Here is a 15,496-nt window from a genome sequence, read left to right on the forward strand (position 1 = left end):
AACGCTAAAGCACTTCGGATTCGAGCCGCCGCAGGTAGTCCCGCGGCGGTCCGAGCAGCTGCGCGCTGCCGTGCGCGCGCTTGAAGTACAGCTGGATGTCGTGCTCCCAGGTGATCGCGATGCCACCATGCATCTGCACGGCTTCGCCGGCGACCTTGGTGAACGCCTCGCTGGCCGAAAACCGGGCCAGCGCTGCGGATGTCGGTGACGGCGCGGCGATCGCCTCGTCGACGACCGCGCGCGCTGACTGCACCGCGACGTACAGGTCCGCCATCCGATGCTTGAGCGCCTGGAAACTGCCGATGGGCCTGCCGAACTGCACCCGGTCCTTGGTGTACTGCACGGTGAGGTCGAGGCAACGCGACGCCGCGCCGATCTGCTCGGCGGCAAGCAACAGCGCGGCGGTGTCGGCGAGGCCTGGGTCGGCGGCGATGTCCGCGGTGTCCTGCGCTTCGACGCGCGCCAGCCGTCGCGTCAGGTCCATCGCGTCGACCCGGTGGGCGGTGAACCGCGTCCACCTGGTCAGCCGATCGCCATTGGCGGCGATCACCACGTCTGCGATGTCACCGTTGACCACATGGTCGGCATCGAAAGCGACGGCGCCCAACCGGGTGCCCTCAGCCAGCCCCTCGAGCGCCTCGGTGTCGGGTTCGTCCGCGGCCAGCAGTGCCAACTCCGCGAGTGTGGTGCCGAGCAGCGGGGTCGGTACCAAAGCCTTGGCGAGTTCCTCGAGCACGACGGCGGCGTCGGCGAGTTCACCGCCCGCGCCGCCGAGTTCCTCGGGCACGACGAGTGCCGCCGCGCCGACCTGCTCGCACAGCAGCTTCCACAGCGACTCGTCGTATCCGCGTTCGGATTCCATCGCCTCGCGGACCGCCGCGGGTGATGCGTGCTTGTCGACCAGCGCGGCGGCCGTCTCGCGCAGGAGTTGACGTTCTTCACTCATGACAGCGCCTCCAATACCCGCTGGCGATGCACCGCCGGGTCGCCCCACGCCGAGCGCAGCGCCTGCACGCGCAGCAACCACAATGACAGGTCGTGTTCCTGGGTGAAGCCGATGGCGCCGTGGGTCTGCAGGGCCGAACGGGCCGCCAGCAGTGCCGCGTCGGCCGCGGCGGCCTTGGCGGCGCTGACGTCGCGCGCGGTGTCGGGTGAATGGTCGGCCAGCGACAGCGCCGCGCCGTACACCAGTGGGCGGGCCAGTTCGACGGCGATGTGCACGTCGGCGAGCTTGTGCTTGATCGCCTGATAGGTACCGATCACCTTGCCGAACTGGGTGCGCTGCTTGGCGTATTCGACCGACATGTCGAGCATCGCCTGCCCGGCACCGACCAGTTGCGCTGCCGTCGCCAACACGCCGAATTCGTACGCTCGCGCGACGTCGGCCTTCTTCGCGTCGCCGGAAGCGCTGACCTCGAACAGCTTCCGGCTCGGATCCACGGACTCGTGCTGCGCGCCTGCAGCGCCGTCGCGCACCTCGTTGTTGTCGGCCACCAGGATGAGTCCGGCGGTATCCGCGTCGACGGCGTACGGCACATGCGGTGGCAGGGCGACGGTGGCGATGAGCTCACCGGCGGCCAGCGCGGCACTGCGCTCGTCGACGGCGAGCAGAACTGGTGCGACTGCGATGGATTCGACGACCGGACCCGGCACGCACCACCGACCGAGACGTTCGGCGGCGACCACAAGATCCACCGGGTGCGCCTCGATCCCGTCGTACTTCTCGGGGACCACGAGCGCGGTGACGCCGAGGTCGGTCAGCTGCGCCCACACCTTGCGGCCGGGCGCCGTGTCACCGGCCGCCCACGCCCGGATCGCACCCGGCAGATCGGCGGCGCCCAGCGCGGCGTCGATACTCGCCGCGAAGTCGCGCTGCTGTTCGTCCAATTCGAAGTTCATCTGACTACTTTCGGGGAAGCCCCAGGAGGCGCTCGGCGATGATATTGCGCTGGATCTCGTTGGTACCGGCGTAGATCGGGCCGCCGAGAGCGAACAGCAGGCCATCGGTCCACTTGTCGGCGAGCTCACCGTCGGCGCCGCGCAAGTCGAGTGCGGTCTGGTGGATCGCGACGTCGAGGTCGGACCAGAACACTTTCGTCACCGAGGACTCGGCGCCCAGCTCACCGCCTGCGGCGACGCGCGTTACGGTCCCGAACGTGTGCAACCGGTAAGCCTGTGCCTTTATCCACGCGTCGGCGACCCGGTCGGCGTACGCGGGGTCGCGGTCGTTGGCCCATTCGGCCACCAGCCTTTCAGCCGGCGCCAAGAACCGGGCGGGGCTGCGCAACGACATACCGCGCTCGTTGCTCGAGGTGCTCATCGCTGCGCGCCACCCGTCGTGCACTTCGCCGATGACATCGTTGTCGGGAACGAACACGTCGTCGAGGAAGATCTCGCCGAATCCCGTGTCGCCGCCCAACTGCGCGATGGGACGCACCGTGACGCCGTCGGCCTTGAGGTCGAACATGAAGTAGGTCAGGCCCTTGTGGCGCTGCGCCTCCGGATCGGAACGGAACAAACCGAACGCCCGCTCGCCGAATGGCGCCCGTGAACTCCAGATCTTCTGCCCGTTGAGCAGCCAGCCGCCCTCGGTCTTGGTCGCGGTCGAGCGCAGGGAAGCCAAATCGCTGCCGGATTCCGGCTCCGACCAGGCCTGCGCCCAAATCTCCTCGCCGCTGGCCATTTTCGGCAGCACGCGGTCGAGCTGTTCTTCGGTGCCGTGCGCGAACAACGTCGGCGCCAGCATCGAAGTGCCGTTGGCGCTGGCGCGACCCGGCGCGCCGGCGCGGAAGTACTCCTCCTCGTAGACCACCCACTGCAGCAGGGACGCGTCGCGGCCACCGTATTTTTCAGGCCAGGTGATCACCGACAGCCCGGCGTCGAAAAGCACCCTGTCCCAACGTCGATGCTCTTCGAAACCCTCGGCGGTGTCGTAGGACTTGGTCGGGAACTTGTCCTTGTTGTCCGCCAGGAACTGGCGTACCTCGGCTTGGAAGGCCAAGGTGGCGTCGTCGAAATTCAGGTCCATCAGGAAGATCCAGCCCTCTCATTGTGTTGTTGGCGCAAACGGGGCTTGACCACCTTGCCGCCGGGGTTACGCGGCAACGCAGCCAGGAACTCCACCGACCGGGGTGTCTTGAAGTTCGCCAGATGCTGCCGGCAGTAAGCGATTACGGTCTCTTCGTCGAGTTCGGTGCCGGACTTGGTGACGATGAACGCCTTGCCCACCTCGCCGAGTCGTTTGTCGGGTACCCCGATCACCGCGGCTTCGGCGACACCGTCGAGGCGGGCCAACACCTGCTCGATTTCGGCAGGGTAGACGTTGAACCCGCCGCAGATGTACATGTCCTTGAGCCGGTCGGTGATGCGCAGGTTGCCGTTCTCGTCGACGGTACCGACGTCGCCGGTGTGCAACCAGCCATCGGAGTCGATCGCCGCCGCGGTTGCTTCGGGATCGTCGAGGTAGCCGAGCATGACGTTCGGGCCGCGCAGCAACACCTCGCCGGCGCTCGACTCATCCGGATTGTCGATGCGCAGTTCGAAATCCGCGATCGGCCGCCCCGACGTCGTGGCGACGGTGACCGCGTCGTCGTCGGCACGGCACATCGTGCCGAACCCGCTGGCCTCGGTCAGCCCGTACGCCGTCAGCACGATGTCGATGTCGAGTTCGTTCTGCATGCGTTCAATCAACACGACCGGGATCGTCGCCGCCCCCGTGACCGCGAAGCGCAGCGAACTCAGGTCGTAGTCGGCGCGTTTCGGGTGATCGAGCAGCGTCTGGTAGATGGTCGGCGGACCGGGCAGCACGGTGATGCGTTGCTCGGCCACCGCGGCCATCGCCTGCTCCGGGTCGAATGTCAGCTGAGGAATGAGCGTCGCTCCGGTCTGCAGGCAAGTCAGGATGCCCGCCTTGTAGCCGAAGTTGTGAAAGAACGGGTTGATGCACAGATAGCGGTCGTCGCTGGTGAGCTGACCACAGGCGGCCCACGCGGCGGATGCGTCGAGCGACTGTCGGTGCGCGCACAGCACGCCCTTGCTGCGGCCAGTCGTGCCCGAGGTGAACAGGATGTCGGACACGTCGTCGGGTGCGACTGCGGCGGCGCGGGCGTCGACCTCGTCGAGGTCCTCTCCCTCAGCCACGAATTCGTCCCAGGTGCCGTCGTCCTTCTCGATCGGCACGCGCACGACGTGCTTGAGGTCGGGCAGAGCATCACGATCGAGGGAGGCGGCCTTGTCGGCGCCGAGGAACTCGCCCGACGCGAACAGCAACGGTGCACCCGTCCGCGCCAGGATGTCGGCGGCCTCGCTGGAGGTGTAGCGGGTGTTCAAGGGAACCACCACGCCGCCGGCATAGTGGGTGGCCAGGCAGGCGACCACCCAGTGCCAGGTGTTCGGTGACCAGATCGCGACACGGTCACCGGACTTGATCCCGAGCTGCATCATCGCCGCGGCCGCGCGGCGGACCTCGTCGCGCAGTTCGGCGTACGTGACGGTGCGATCCCCGGTCGAATTGCCGGCGGTGACCAGCGCGTTGTGGTCGGAAAACCGGTCGGCGATCCGGTTCAAGACCTCCGGAATGGTCCGCCGATCGCCAGTCATCGATGCTCCTCTAACAAAGCAAGTGCTTGGTAGGTTAGCCTACAAGGGTGATTGAGGTCGAGGAGTTCCGGGCCGAGGTCCGTGACTGGCTTGCCGACAACCTTGTCGGGGAGTACGCCGCGCTGAAAGGCCTCGGCGGGCCGGGCCGGGAGCACGAGGCGTTCGAGGAACGCCGGGCGTGGAACCAGCACCTGGCGGCCGCAGGGTTGACGTGTCTGGGCTGGCCCGAGGAGCACGGCGGTCGCGGGTTGTCGGTCGCACACCGGGTGGCGTTCTACGAGGAGTACGCGATCGCGAACGCCCCGGCGAAGGTCAACCACTTCGGTGAGGAACTGCTCGGTCCGACGTTGATCGCGTACGGGACCGCCGAGCAGCAGCGACGGTTCTTGCCGAAGATCCTCGATGTCACCGAGCTGTGGTGTCAGGGCTACTCCGAGCCGGGCGCGGGCAGTGATCTGGCGAACGTGGCGACGACCGCCGAACTCGACGGTGATCAGTGGGTCATCAACGGCCAGAAGGTGTGGACGTCGCTGGCGCACTGGGCGCAGTGGTGCTTCGTCGTCGCACGCACGGAGAAGGGCTCCAAGCGGCATGCGGGCTTGTCGTATCTGTTGGTCCCGCTGGATCAGCCGGGCGTGGAGATCCGCCCCATCGTCCAGCTGACCGGTGACTCGGAGTTCAACGAGGTCTTCTTCGACGACGCCCGCACCGATGCCTCGCTGGTGGTCGGCGAGCCGGGTGACGGTTGGCGGGTCGCGATGGGCACATTGACCTTCGAGCGTGGCGTGTCGACGCTGGGCCAGCAGATCGAGTACGCCCGCGAGTTGTCCGGCGTCGCCGAGTTGGCGAAACGCAATGGTGCAGCTGACGATCCGTTGATCCGTGAGCGGTTGACCCGGTCGTGGGCGGGTCTGCGCACGATGCGGTCGTATGCGTTGGCGACGATGGACGTCGAGCAGCCGGGACAAGACAACGTGTCGAAGTTGTTGTGGGCCAACTGGCATCGCGAACTCGGTGAGATCGCGATGGAGGTGCTCGGCCGCGAAGGGCTGACGCTGACCGACGGTGACTTCGACGAGTGGCAGCGGCTGTATCTGTTCTCCCGGGCCGATACCATCTACGGCGGGTCCAACGAGATCCAGCGCAACATCATCGCCGAGCGCGTGCTCGGACTACCCAGAGAGGTCAAGGGCTCGTGAATCTGGCTGAGACCCCGAAAGAGATTGACGGCCACGGTCTTCTGACCGGCAAGGTGGTCGTCGTGACGGCGGCTGCCGGTACCGGCATCGGGTCGGCGGTGGCGCGACGGGCGCTGCTCGAGGGCGCCGACGTCGTGGTGTCCGACCATCACGAGCGCCGACTGGGGGAGACCCGCGACCAGTTGGCCGAACTCGGCCTCGGCCGGGTCGAGGGCGTGGTCTGCGACGTCACGTCCACCGCGCAGGTCGATGCGCTCATCGCGTCGACGACCGCGCGGATGGGCCGGCTCGACGTGCTGGTCAACAACGCCGGTCTGGGCGGGCAGACGCCCGTCGTCGACATGACCGACGAGGAGTGGGACCGCGTGCTCAACGTGACGCTGACGTCGGTGATGCGCGCGACGCGCGCCGCGCTGCGCTACTTCCGCGAGGCTGACCACGGCGGCGTGATCGTCAACAACGCCAGTGTATTGGGCTGGCGCGCACAGCATTCGCAGTCGCACTACGCCGCCGCCAAGGCCGGAGTCATGGCGTTGACACGGTGCAGCGCGATCGAGGCCGTCGAGTTCGGCGTGCGGATCAACGCCGTCTCGCCCAGCATCGCCCGGCACAAGTTCCTCGAGAAGACCAGTTCGTCGGATCTGTTGGACCGACTGTCGGAGGGGGAGGCGTTCGGGCGCGCCGCCGAGCCGTGGGAAGTCGCGGCCACCATCGCGTTCCTGGCCAGTGACTACTCCAGTTATCTGACCGGAGAAGTCATTTCGGTGTCGAGCCAACGGGCTTAGCGCTCGGCTGGCTTGCCGACAGTTCTTCGCTGGCCTGTTTTGTACGCTCCCAGATACACGATTGGGAAGACGCCGAACGTCAGCACCGCCAGCAGCCCGAGTTGTAATTTCTGTCCGGCTGCGATGGGGCGGTCGGCGAGCGCATCGCGGTACCCGAGAGAGACGGCGGCGAACAGGGCGATGGCGCCTAGGCCAACCGGGACCCAGGCCTGCGCGCCGTCGGCGACGAATGCTGCGGCGCTCGCGATCAGCGTCGCTACCGCGAACACAGCCAGCCACCACGTCTTCGTGGGCGTCAAGCCGACGCCGTAGTCGTCAATGGCTTCAGGATCGGCGAACAACGAATAGGTCTTACCGCCGATCGAAATGAACTGGGTGTTGACATAGGCGACGCCGGTCATCGCGAACACCGCGAACACCGACATCATCAGTCCCGATTTCCAGTCCGGCGGATAGGCCATGAAAAATACGGAGACCGTCGTAACGACGGCGCCCGACCAGTAGACGATGCGGCCGATACGCAGCGGTAGCCATCCCGCGATAATGGCGGCGCCGAGACCGGCGAACGCTGTCGTCATGAAGAAGTCGTTCATCAACTCCCAGCCATTCTCTGGTAAAGGTTCTGGCCCAGCTGCTCGCCGCCGAGCGAACCGATGGAGCCGAGGATGAAAGCGCCCGCGAAGATTCCGACCGGGCCGGCCGGAGCGCCGAGCCATGCCCCGAAGGCGGCCATTCCCGAGGCACCGAGCATTCCGCCACCCGTCTTGGCGGCAACCTCGCCGAGCGGTGTTCCGGTTCGCCACTCGTACATTCCGACGCCGAAGTCGACGAGATTCCCAGCCACCCCCAGGTTGCCCCCGATCTTCTTGAGCACGTCGACATCACTTGGTGAGAAGCCCGGCATACCCTGCACCGGGTTATCCGCTATGGGCAGCGAATTGGCGAAATGCTGGAACGCCTTCTCCCCGCCCGCGATCGGTTTGCCCGCAGCGGATGCCGCCTCGACAAGCTCCTTCGGAACGATGCCCTGCGCCATGCTGTCTGTGGCCGCCGCGGCGCCTTCAGGGGACATACCGGCCTGCATGAGTTGTTCCTGCACGCGTGCGATGACCAGGTTCCTCGCCTGTGCCTCGCTTTGGTTGATCATCGCGGTGGCCTGATCCGGCGGCATCGGCGCCGTATTGAGCAAGCCCTGCTCGAGTTTGGCCTGCATTTCAAGCCTCGTGCGCGCCTGGGAGCGAGCGTCGCCGCCGAGGATGGGGTCGCCCAGTAGCGGACCCTGAGTGGTGGCCGTTTGGTAGTCGTCGAGGCGTTGTCCTGCGAAGCGCCTCTGGTCGAGACTCGACGTCGGGTCGTTGATCGTGTCGTAGTCACGCAGACGTCCTGCGGCTGCTTGTTTCTCAGGTGTCCACGGACCCGGCGAGTTGACGAGTTCTTGGTCGGCCGTGCGTTGTTCACTGCCGTACTGATCGGCCTCAGCCTTCGCATCCTGTGACGTCGGAGACTCCTGTTGGCCCTCGCTGCCCTTCATCGCGTCGGGTGAGTAACCCTCGGCCGCCATCTCGAGCCGAGACTTGTCCAGTTGCTCGGAGTAGCTGTCGCGAACACCCTGCACTGCCGTGAGCGCTTCCCGCGTCCGGTCGACGGCCGCCCGTTTCAGATCGGATACATCTGCTTCCTCCCCGTTTGCAGCGGCGACAGCAAGCTGGTAGTCGATCTGATTGTCGATCCGCTTCAACGCCGCGTCGAGGTTGGAGATGGCGATGTCACCGTTGCGCTGCGCTTCGGCCAACGACGCTGAAATGTGGCTCTACTGACTGATCCGTGGGTGGTTGATGCGTCCTGGTAGCGCGGGGCGGTGGCCGCCGAGGGCGAGCATGGCCAGGGCGATGAGTGCGTCTGGGGAGCGAAATCCGAACGCGATGCGGGTCAGGAGTCGGATCTTGGTGTTGGTGGATTCGATCAGTCCTTGGGAGAGGCCGTGATCGAGCGTGGCGTCGATGGCCACCCGGTGGCGCACGATGCGGCCGGCGAGCTCGACGAACACCGGGATGCGGCAACGCCGCGCCCAGGAGGTCCACTTGTCCAGGGCCTGTTTGCCTTCCTCGCCTTTGACCGAGAACACATGCCGTAAGCCCTCTTTGAGCAGATAGGCGCGATAGAGGCGGGTGTCGGTCTTGGCGATCCAGGCCAGTTTGGCGTTCTGGCGTTCGGTGAGGTCTTCGGGGTTCTTCCACAACGCGTAGCGGGCCCCCTTGAGCTTGCGGGCGTGCTCACGGCCCGGCCGCGGCGCGGTGTCCTTACCGGGCCGACCCCGGCCCCACGTGGGCTCGGTGCGCGCCAGCGCTCGCGCGTCGTTCCAGGCCCGGCGCCGCTCGACGTCGAGTGCCTCGGTGGCCCAGGCCACCACATGGAACGGATCCGCACAACGGATCGCGGCCGGGCAGCGTTGGGCGACGACGTCGGCGATCCAGTCGGCGGCATCAGCGGAGACGTGGGTGATCTGTGCGCACCGCTGGGCGCCCAAGGCGTCGAAGAACCGCCGCAGCGTCTTGGTGTCGCGCCCGGGTGCGGCCCACACCAGCCGGCCGCTGTCGTGATCAACGACCACCGTCAAGTACTTGTGGTGGCGTTTGTAGGAGATCTCGTCGATGCCGATGCGGCGCAGGTCCGCGAACCGGTCGAAGGTCTTCTCGGTGTCGGCCCAGACCCGGGCCACGATCGCGCCGACGGTGCGCCAGGCGACCCGCATCAACTCGCACACCGCGGTTTTCGAGCACGCCACCGCCAACCAGGCCACCGTGTCATCGAAGGCCAAAGTGTGTCCGGCGTGATGACGCGCCCACGGCACCGCCGCCACCGTCGGCCCGTGGGTGGGCAGTTCACCCGCGGCGCCTCGGCCTCCAGCACCACCTGCACAGTGCCCCAATCCAGGCCCCGCCACCGGCGTCGACCCTCACCCCGGTCATACCAAGACGCCCTGCGGCCACAGCGGCCACAACGCCGTGAGACCCCGCTTCGTGGCCGCACCCGCGCCACCACCAGTGCGGCGCCCTCGGCGTCCTGGCCTTCGAATTCCTCGAACTCGACCGCCTCGATCACCGTGCGCTTGTCGACACCCAGCAGCCCACGCCATAACCTCACATTGCGCACGTCGTTGCCCGCTCCCTTGGTTCCTGACCCTTGACAAGCCAGAAACCTTAAGCGACAACGACGTGCGCCCCAGACATCTCAGAAATCAACCCACGGAAGTGTCAGGAGAGCCTGAAATGTTCTGCAAATCGACGGCGATCCGACCGATCTGCTCACGATTGAGCTGCAGGGATTCCATGGCGCGCTTAACTTCTGCCGAGTCGTTGATCGGATGGCCACCGCCGTCCTGGCGATCCCATGCAGAGGCGAAGCGCTGTTGAGCAACGGCGAACTCCTCGCTGGTCTCGGTGGTGCACACGCCCGCGTTGTGGAAGGCCGTCGCGAGTTCGCTGATCTCGCCGGGTGATCCGCTCTGCACCGTCCGGTTCATCTGCCACGGATCACCACCGGCAGATCCGGTGAGCACCCCGACATCGAGATGCTTGAAGTCGACCGTCATCTCGGGTCAGGCGATGTCGTCTCCTGCCGAGCACACCGCCGCTCGGCAGGCCTCGTCCTGCGTATCGAACTCTGCGGCGCCAATGTTGGCCTTCGCGGCCAGACCATCGAGGTCGGCGTGGTGTGACCGCATAGTTTCGGCGTGTGCTTCGTGGGCACGGCAGAGGGCGCTGTGGAAGCCATGGGCAGCCTCAAAGTCACCGAAGAGTCCTGCGGGCAGGGATGTCGACGCGAACTCGTCCGCTCCTCGCTTCGCAATCTCGCTGGCGCTCTTCGAGAAGTCGGCTCCCATCCGTAGCATGTCGGTGTCGACTAACATGCTCCAAGCCTAAAGGAACGCACGACGGCTCGGGTGCACTGATTCTCGGCCTACCGGATGCGGAAGCCGTAGCGATGCAGGGGTTGCAGTGGCGCGGCGCTGTCCCCTTCGACCAGAACGAGCCAGTGCTTCTCCGTGTCGTCGACGCGAGTGGCATAGCGATGCGCCGTGCGCATTTCGGCGACATCGTCGTTCAGCGCCGCGCCGTCGTCGTACACCCCTATCACCATCGAAGCGCCGCTCTCGGGCGCTAGGCACACCACATAGTCCTCCGCCCGTGGCAGCGGTGACTCCGGCAGGTCCTGCAAAGTCATCGCCCCGCCACATGCCGCGACGATCCATGCGAGGCCATAGGACGTCTGGAGAGGCGACCGGCTCGTCGACGTGGTGGTGGGAAACGCGCTCGAGACGTCCGACGCAGATGAGTCAGATCGCGACATGGTGAAGTAGATCGCGGCGGCCGCGACAAGGAGCGCCAGCACAACCAGGTCGACGACGATGACGATTTTGCCTCGACGGGATAGGCGGCTCCAGAATCCAGAGGGCTTCCGCTGCGCGTCCGTCACCGCTCTTGTTTACCGAATGCGGTCGCATCATCGCTAACCAGCTGGCCGAGCAAGCGCTTGGTTGATAGGCTGTGGCGGTGGGTGAGGCACCGCTGAGCCAGCCGGCGAGCCGACGCGACGAGCTTCTCGAGCTCGCGGCGTCGATGTTCGCCGAGCGCGGCCTGCGGGCGACCACCGTCCGCGACATCGCCGACTCCGCGGGAATTCTCTCCGGCAGCCTGTACCACCACTTCGCCTCCAAGGAGGAGATGGTCGACGAGGTGCTGCGCGGATTCCTCGACTGGCTCTTCGCGCGTTACCAGGAGATCGTCGCCACCGAGCCCAATCCGCTGGAGCGCCTCAAAGGGCTGTTCATGACGTCGTTCGAGGCCATCGAGCACCGGCACGCGCAGGTGGTCATCTACCAGGACGAGGCCAAGCGGCTCGCGGGTCAGGAGCGGTTCTCCTATGTCGAGAAGCGCAACCAAGAGCAACGTAAAATGTGGCTGGACCTACTCAACCAGGGCGTCGACGAGGGCTACTTCCGTCCCGACATCGATGTCGACCTGGTCTACCGGTTCATCCGCGACACCACCTGGGTTTCGGTCCGCTGGTATCAACCGGGCGGTCCGCTCACGGCCGAGGAAGTCGGCCGTCATTATCTGTCGATCGTTCTCGGCGGCATCACCAGAAAGTAAGGACGACTATGACTGGAATCTCGCAGGCCTACGTCATTGACGCCGTACGCACAGCCGTCGGTAAGCGCAATGGATCTCTGGCGGGTGTGCATCCCGTCGACCTCGGCGCCGCGGCGTGGCGCGGGCTGTTCGATCGTGTCGACGTCGACCCGGGCGCGGTCGACGATGTGATCGCCGGCTGTGTCGACGCCATCGGACCGCAGGCCGGCAACATCGCGAGGTTGTCGTGGCTGGCGGCCGGCTACCCCGAGGAAGTGCCCGGCGTCACCGTCGACCGCCAGTGTGGATCCAGTCAGCAGGCCGTTTCCTTTGGCGCGCAGGCGATCATGTCCGGTACCGCAGACCTTATCGTTGCCGGCGGCATGCAGAACATGAGCCAGATCCCGATCTCGTCGGCGATGACCGCCGGCGAGCAGTACGGATTCACTTCCCCGACAAACGAATCCAAGAGTTGGCTGCACCGCTACGGCGACCAGGAGATCTCACAGTTCCGCGGCGCAGAGCTGATCGCCGAGAAGTGGAACATCTCACGTGAGGAGATGGAGGAGTACTCGCTGGCCAGCCATCAGCGTGCGCAGGAGGCGATTCGCGCGGGCTACTTCGAGAACGAGATCATCCCGGTTGACGGCTTTGTCACCGACGAGGGCCCGCGCGATACCTCGCTGGAAAAGATGGCCGGATTGAAGACCCTCGTCGACGGCGGCCGGTTGACCGCGGCGATGGCCAGTCAGATCTCCGACGGCGCCAGCGCGGTGCTGCTGGCCTCCGAGCAGGCGGTCAAGGACCACCGGCTCACGCCGCGCGCCCGGATCCATCACATCAGCGCTCGCGGCGCCGACCCGGTGTTCATGCTCACCGGACCGATTCCCGCGACCGAGTACGCGTTGAAGAAGACCGGCCTGTCGATCGATGACATCGACACCGTCGAGATCAACGAGGCGTTCGCGCCCGTGGTCATGGCGTGGCTGAAGGAGACCGGCGCCGACCACGCGAAGGTCAACCCCAGCGGCGGCGCGATCGCGCTCGGTCATCCACTCGGTGCGACCGGCGCCAAGTTGTTCGCCACGATGCTGAACACCTTGGAGCGCACCGGCGGCCGCTACGGGCTGCAGACGATGTGCGAGGGTGGCGGCACCGCCAACGTCACGATCATCGAGCGCCTCTGACTACTTCCGCGGCCAACTGCTCAGTGGTCGTGGATGACTACGCCGCGGATGTTGCGGCCGGCGAGCATGTCGTCGTAACCCTCGTTGATGTCGTTGAGTTTGTATTCGGCCGTGACGGTTTCGTCGAGCAGCAGCTTGCCGTCTCGATAGAGGTTCAGCAGACGCGGGATGTCGGCGCGCGGATTGGCCTCGCCGTAGAGACTGCCCAGTAGCCGCTTCTGGAACAGCGTCATCATCGCCATCGACAGCGTCGGGGTCACGTCGGCCATCGACGCGATGGCGGTCATCACCACCGCTCCGCCCTTGCGAATGATGTTGAGCGCCTCGTCGATCATCTGGCCCTCGAGCACGCCCATCGTCAACAGCGCGGAATCGGCCATCACGCCGCGGGTGAGCTCTCCGACGAGCTCCATGGCCTCGGGCATCGACGTCACAAAATGCGTCGCACCAAACTGAAATGCCATGTCCCGCTTGGTCTCGACGATGTCCACAACGACGATGTGCTCCGCGCCGGCCAGCCGAGCGCCCTGGATGGCGCCGCTGCCGATGCCGCCGCAGCCGATGATCACGACCGTGTCGCCCGGGCTGACATCGGCGGTGTTGACCGCCGACCCCCATCCGGTCATCACACCGCAGCCCAGTAGGCAGGCCCGCGCCAGCGGCAGATCGTCGTCGATCTTGACGACCGACGCCTCCGACAGCGTGCCGTACTGCGAGAAGCTGCCGACGCCCGACAGGACACCGACATCCTGGCCCCGGACCTTGCGCCGGTAGGTGCCGTCGGCCTGCAGGCCGATCAGGATCAGCGCACCCAGGTCGCACAGGTTCTGGTGGCCACTGGCGCACCACCGGCAGCGTCCGCACGCCGGCAGAAACGAGCTGACAACGTGATCGCCGACCTTGAGGTCGCGAACCCCCGGCCCGACGTCGGCGACGATTCCCGCACCCTCGTGTCCGCCGATGATCGGCAGCGGTACGCCGGCGAAATCGCCGGTGACCACATGGTGATCCGAGTGGCACAGACCGGTCGACTCGAACGAGATGAGGACTTCGCCCTCCTTGGGCCCGTCGAGATCGATCTCCTCGATGCTCCACGGTTCGTTGAGTCCCCACAGAACGGCGGCGTTGGTTTTCATGGCCGCGAGTGTAGGAAACCGACAGCCGAAATACGGGGGAATCGAAAGGCTTACCGTTCAGTGCGCGAGAGCGACCGCCCAGCGCGACGATCCAACTTGCGAAGCTGCCGACGAGGAAGTACTCGGTGACCTCGTCGATGCCGAAGCCGCCGTTCTCACGAGCTTTCTGCGCGTTGATCTCCGGGAACCGGATGATGCTCTTGGCAGCGACGACGGCCGTGGCCACCGCGAGTTGACCGGCCAGGCCCAGACCGAGAATCAACAGCCGTTCCATCGGGCCGAGAAGTCGGCCGCCTTTCAACCTGTCCGACGGCTGCGGCTGCCCTTCCGGCTTGACCGCGCCGACGGAGCCGAGCACCAAGCGCACCAACTGGTTTCCCGTGACGAGTTGCATCAGCACCACCCCGGCGATCATCAGCAATCGATCTGGCGACACCGAGACACCCACCCACGACGGCCACCGGCCCACCACGCCGGCCACTTCAGAGTCCCAACCGGACAGCACCATCAACACCGCCAACGCCGCAGCGAACACCAGCAACGGGGCCACCTGACCGCGGCCAGTGCGTTCGGCATGGGCGCCCAGCACCACCCACCCGACGCTCGCCGCCGCCGCGACGATCAACAGCACGATGTCGCCGAGGCGCCAAAGCCCGGCCAGTGCCGCGCATGCGACGACCACGATTGGTGCAGTCGACGCAGACACCCACAGCCGACCGGTCACCCGCCAGATGACGTCGGCGACACCCATCGCGATCAGCATCACCGCGACCGCACTCACGGCACACCCCGCAGAAGGCGCGAGGCGACCACGATCAGGTCCAACCCGTCGCGGCCCGCACGTTGCGACACCGCCGAGGCGCTGACGCCCTCGGCCGCGGCGATGTCCTTCTTCGTCTGATCGGTCAACAGTCCCTTCACAATCCGTACTGAGCGGTCATCGAGCGATCCAAGCAGATGGTCCCGACACAACAGCGCGGCGTTGACGGCGTCGATGTCCGACCTGCTGTCGGCGGCCGCGCGGAACGATGTCCGCACCGACGCCAATCCTGGCTGTCGCTGCGCGGCCGCTGTCCATTCGATCGCCTCTCGCGCCGCCCACCAGCCCGGTCCGTCCTGGATGCCCGCCTCCGGGTCGAGCACGGTGACTTCACCCCACCCGATGCCGAACCGGACGTCGATGCTGGGCTCGACGGCCAGCCGGATGGCCAAAGCCGCGTCGATTGCCTCGCCGACCGTCGGAAAGGTGCCCTGGAATTCGTCGCCGACTGTGAACGCGGGCGGATCGATCGCGCCGCTGGCCACGTCGGCCAGCGTGTCATTGATTGCGCGGTGCGCGGCGGCGCGGTCGGCAACACGGCGCGAGCCGACCACGTCGCCGATCAGCGTAGCCCGCACTGATGAAGCAGAAAGCTTCACGTCGATCATATGAAGATTATAGCTTCACTAGGCCGTTTT

15 protein-coding genes and 2 pseudogenes are annotated in these 15,496 nt (G+C 66.2%); 4 read left to right on the top strand and 13 right to left on the bottom strand.

Features of this window, described 5'->3' with window-relative positions:
• Positions 1-4 precede the first annotated feature (4 nt).
• From ipdE2 to fadD3, 4 genes are read right to left on the bottom strand one after another with little or no spacing between them, the layout of a single operon-like run.
• Positions 5-946, bottom strand: coding sequence for an acyl-CoA dehydrogenase IpdE2 (gene ipdE2 / locus G6N18_RS18850; protein ID WP_083004769.1), 942 nt, complete (start codon positions 944-946; stop codon positions 5-7).
• On the bottom strand, positions 943-1,899 hold the full coding sequence (locus G6N18_RS18855; protein WP_083004772.1) for an acyl-CoA dehydrogenase family protein: 957 nt from the start codon (positions 1,897-1,899) through the stop codon (positions 943-945). Before G6N18_RS18855 ends, ipdE2 begins: the two co-directional genes overlap by 4 nt.
• Positions 1,900-1,903: 4 nt before the next feature.
• Positions 1,904-3,028, bottom strand: coding sequence for an acyl-CoA dehydrogenase family protein (locus tag G6N18_RS18860; protein WP_067222366.1), 1,125 nt, complete (start codon positions 3,026-3,028; stop codon positions 1,904-1,906).
• A complete protein-coding gene (fadD3, locus tag G6N18_RS18865; RefSeq protein WP_083004776.1) occupies positions 3,028-4,599 on the bottom strand; it encodes a 3-((3aS,4S,7aS)-7a-methyl-1,5-dioxo-octahydro-1H-inden-4-yl)propanoate--CoA ligase FadD3 in 1,572 nt (523 codons plus the stop codon). Before fadD3 ends, G6N18_RS18860 begins: the two co-directional genes overlap by 1 nt.
• A gap of 47 nt (positions 4,600-4,646) precedes the next feature.
• Between fadD3 and ipdE1 the strand changes: the two genes are divergently transcribed.
• Positions 4,647-5,798 carry an acyl-CoA dehydrogenase IpdE1 gene (gene ipdE1 / locus G6N18_RS18870; RefSeq protein WP_083004779.1) on the top strand — a complete coding sequence of 384 codons (1,152 nt, stop codon included), beginning with the start codon at positions 4,647-4,649 and terminating at the stop codon, positions 5,796-5,798.
• Positions 5,795-6,583 carry a (5R,7aS)-5-hydroxy-7a-methyl-1-oxo-2,3,5,6,7,7a-hexahydro-1H-indene-carboxyl-CoA reductase gene (ipdF, locus tag G6N18_RS18875; RefSeq protein WP_067222375.1) on the top strand — a complete coding sequence of 263 codons (789 nt, stop codon included), beginning with the start codon at positions 5,795-5,797 and terminating at the stop codon, positions 6,581-6,583. The genes ipdE1 and ipdF overlap by 4 nt, the downstream gene beginning before the upstream one ends.
• Here ipdF and G6N18_RS18880 read toward each other — a convergent pair.
• The 6 genes and pseudogenes from G6N18_RS18880 to G6N18_RS18905 all read right to left on the bottom strand — a co-directional run bounded on the left by G6N18_RS18880 (position 6,580) and on the right by G6N18_RS18905 (position 11,059).
• The gene (locus tag G6N18_RS18880) at positions 6,580-7,176 is read right to left on the bottom strand and encodes a hypothetical protein (protein ID WP_083004782.1); all 597 of its coding nucleotides are present in this window, start codon (positions 7,174-7,176) and stop codon (positions 6,580-6,582) included. The two genes, ipdF and G6N18_RS18880, sit on opposite strands and share 4 nt — an antisense overlap.
• The gene (locus G6N18_RS18885) at positions 7,176-8,387 is read right to left on the bottom strand and encodes a putative alpha/beta hydrolase (RefSeq protein WP_407663585.1); all 1,212 of its coding nucleotides are present in this window, start codon (positions 8,385-8,387) and stop codon (positions 7,176-7,178) included. Before G6N18_RS18885 ends, G6N18_RS18880 begins: the two co-directional genes overlap by 1 nt.
• 6 nt (positions 8,388-8,393) lie before the next feature.
• A pseudogene (locus G6N18_RS18890) lies at positions 8,394-9,736 on the bottom strand (ISL3 family transposase).
• Between the two features lie 85 nt (positions 9,737-9,821).
• A complete protein-coding gene (locus G6N18_RS18895) occupies positions 9,822-10,175 on the bottom strand; it encodes a putative alpha/beta hydrolase (RefSeq protein ID WP_083007226.1) in 354 nt (117 codons plus the stop codon).
• A 6-nt stretch (positions 10,176-10,181) separates the two neighbouring features.
• Entirely contained in the window at positions 10,182-10,493 is a 312-nt protein-coding gene (locus tag G6N18_RS18900; RefSeq protein WP_067222383.1) for a DUF2563 family protein, read from the bottom strand.
• A 50-nt stretch (positions 10,494-10,543) separates the two neighbouring features.
• On the bottom strand, positions 10,544-11,059 hold the full coding sequence (locus G6N18_RS18905) for a hypothetical protein (RefSeq protein WP_133052487.1): 516 nt from the start codon (positions 11,057-11,059) through the stop codon (positions 10,544-10,546).
• 92 nt (positions 11,060-11,151) lie between these two features.
• Between G6N18_RS18905 and kstR2 the strand changes: the two genes are divergently transcribed.
• Together kstR2 and fadA6 are read left to right on the top strand one after the other, a co-directional pair.
• Positions 11,152-11,736 carry a TetR family transcriptional regulator KstR2 gene (kstR2, locus tag G6N18_RS18910; protein ID WP_083007259.1) on the top strand — a complete coding sequence of 195 codons (585 nt, stop codon included), beginning with the start codon at positions 11,152-11,154 and terminating at the stop codon, positions 11,734-11,736.
• A 17-nt stretch (positions 11,737-11,753) separates the two neighbouring features.
• Positions 11,754-12,902: a steroid 3-ketoacyl-CoA thiolase FadA6 gene (fadA6, locus tag G6N18_RS18915; RefSeq protein WP_067222627.1), complete on the top strand. Its 1,149-nt coding sequence runs from the start codon at positions 11,754-11,756 to the stop codon at positions 12,900-12,902.
• A gap of 20 nt (positions 12,903-12,922) precedes the next feature.
• Here fadA6 and G6N18_RS18920 read toward each other — a convergent pair whose 3' ends face one another.
• The 3 genes and pseudogenes from G6N18_RS18920 to G6N18_RS18930 all read right to left on the bottom strand — a co-directional run bounded on the left by G6N18_RS18920 (position 12,923) and on the right by G6N18_RS18930 (position 15,466).
• Positions 12,923-14,038 carry an NDMA-dependent alcohol dehydrogenase gene (locus G6N18_RS18920; protein WP_083007232.1) on the bottom strand — a complete coding sequence of 372 codons (1,116 nt, stop codon included), beginning with the start codon at positions 14,036-14,038 and terminating at the stop codon, positions 12,923-12,925.
• Positions 14,039-14,111: 73 nt separating this feature from the next.
• Positions 14,112-14,819 (bottom strand): annotated as a pseudogene (locus G6N18_RS24630) (hypothetical protein); the annotation flags it as partial.
• On the bottom strand, positions 14,816-15,466 hold the full coding sequence (locus G6N18_RS18930; RefSeq protein WP_083007235.1) for a SatD family protein: 651 nt from the start codon (positions 15,464-15,466) through the stop codon (positions 14,816-14,818). The gene G6N18_RS18930 and the pseudogene G6N18_RS24630, both read right to left, overlap by 4 nt.
• Positions 15,467-15,496 lie beyond the last annotated feature (30 nt).

Source organism: Mycolicibacterium celeriflavum (assembly GCF_010731795.1).
GTDB lineage: Bacteria > Actinomycetota > Actinomycetes > Mycobacteriales > Mycobacteriaceae > Mycobacterium > Mycobacterium celeriflavum.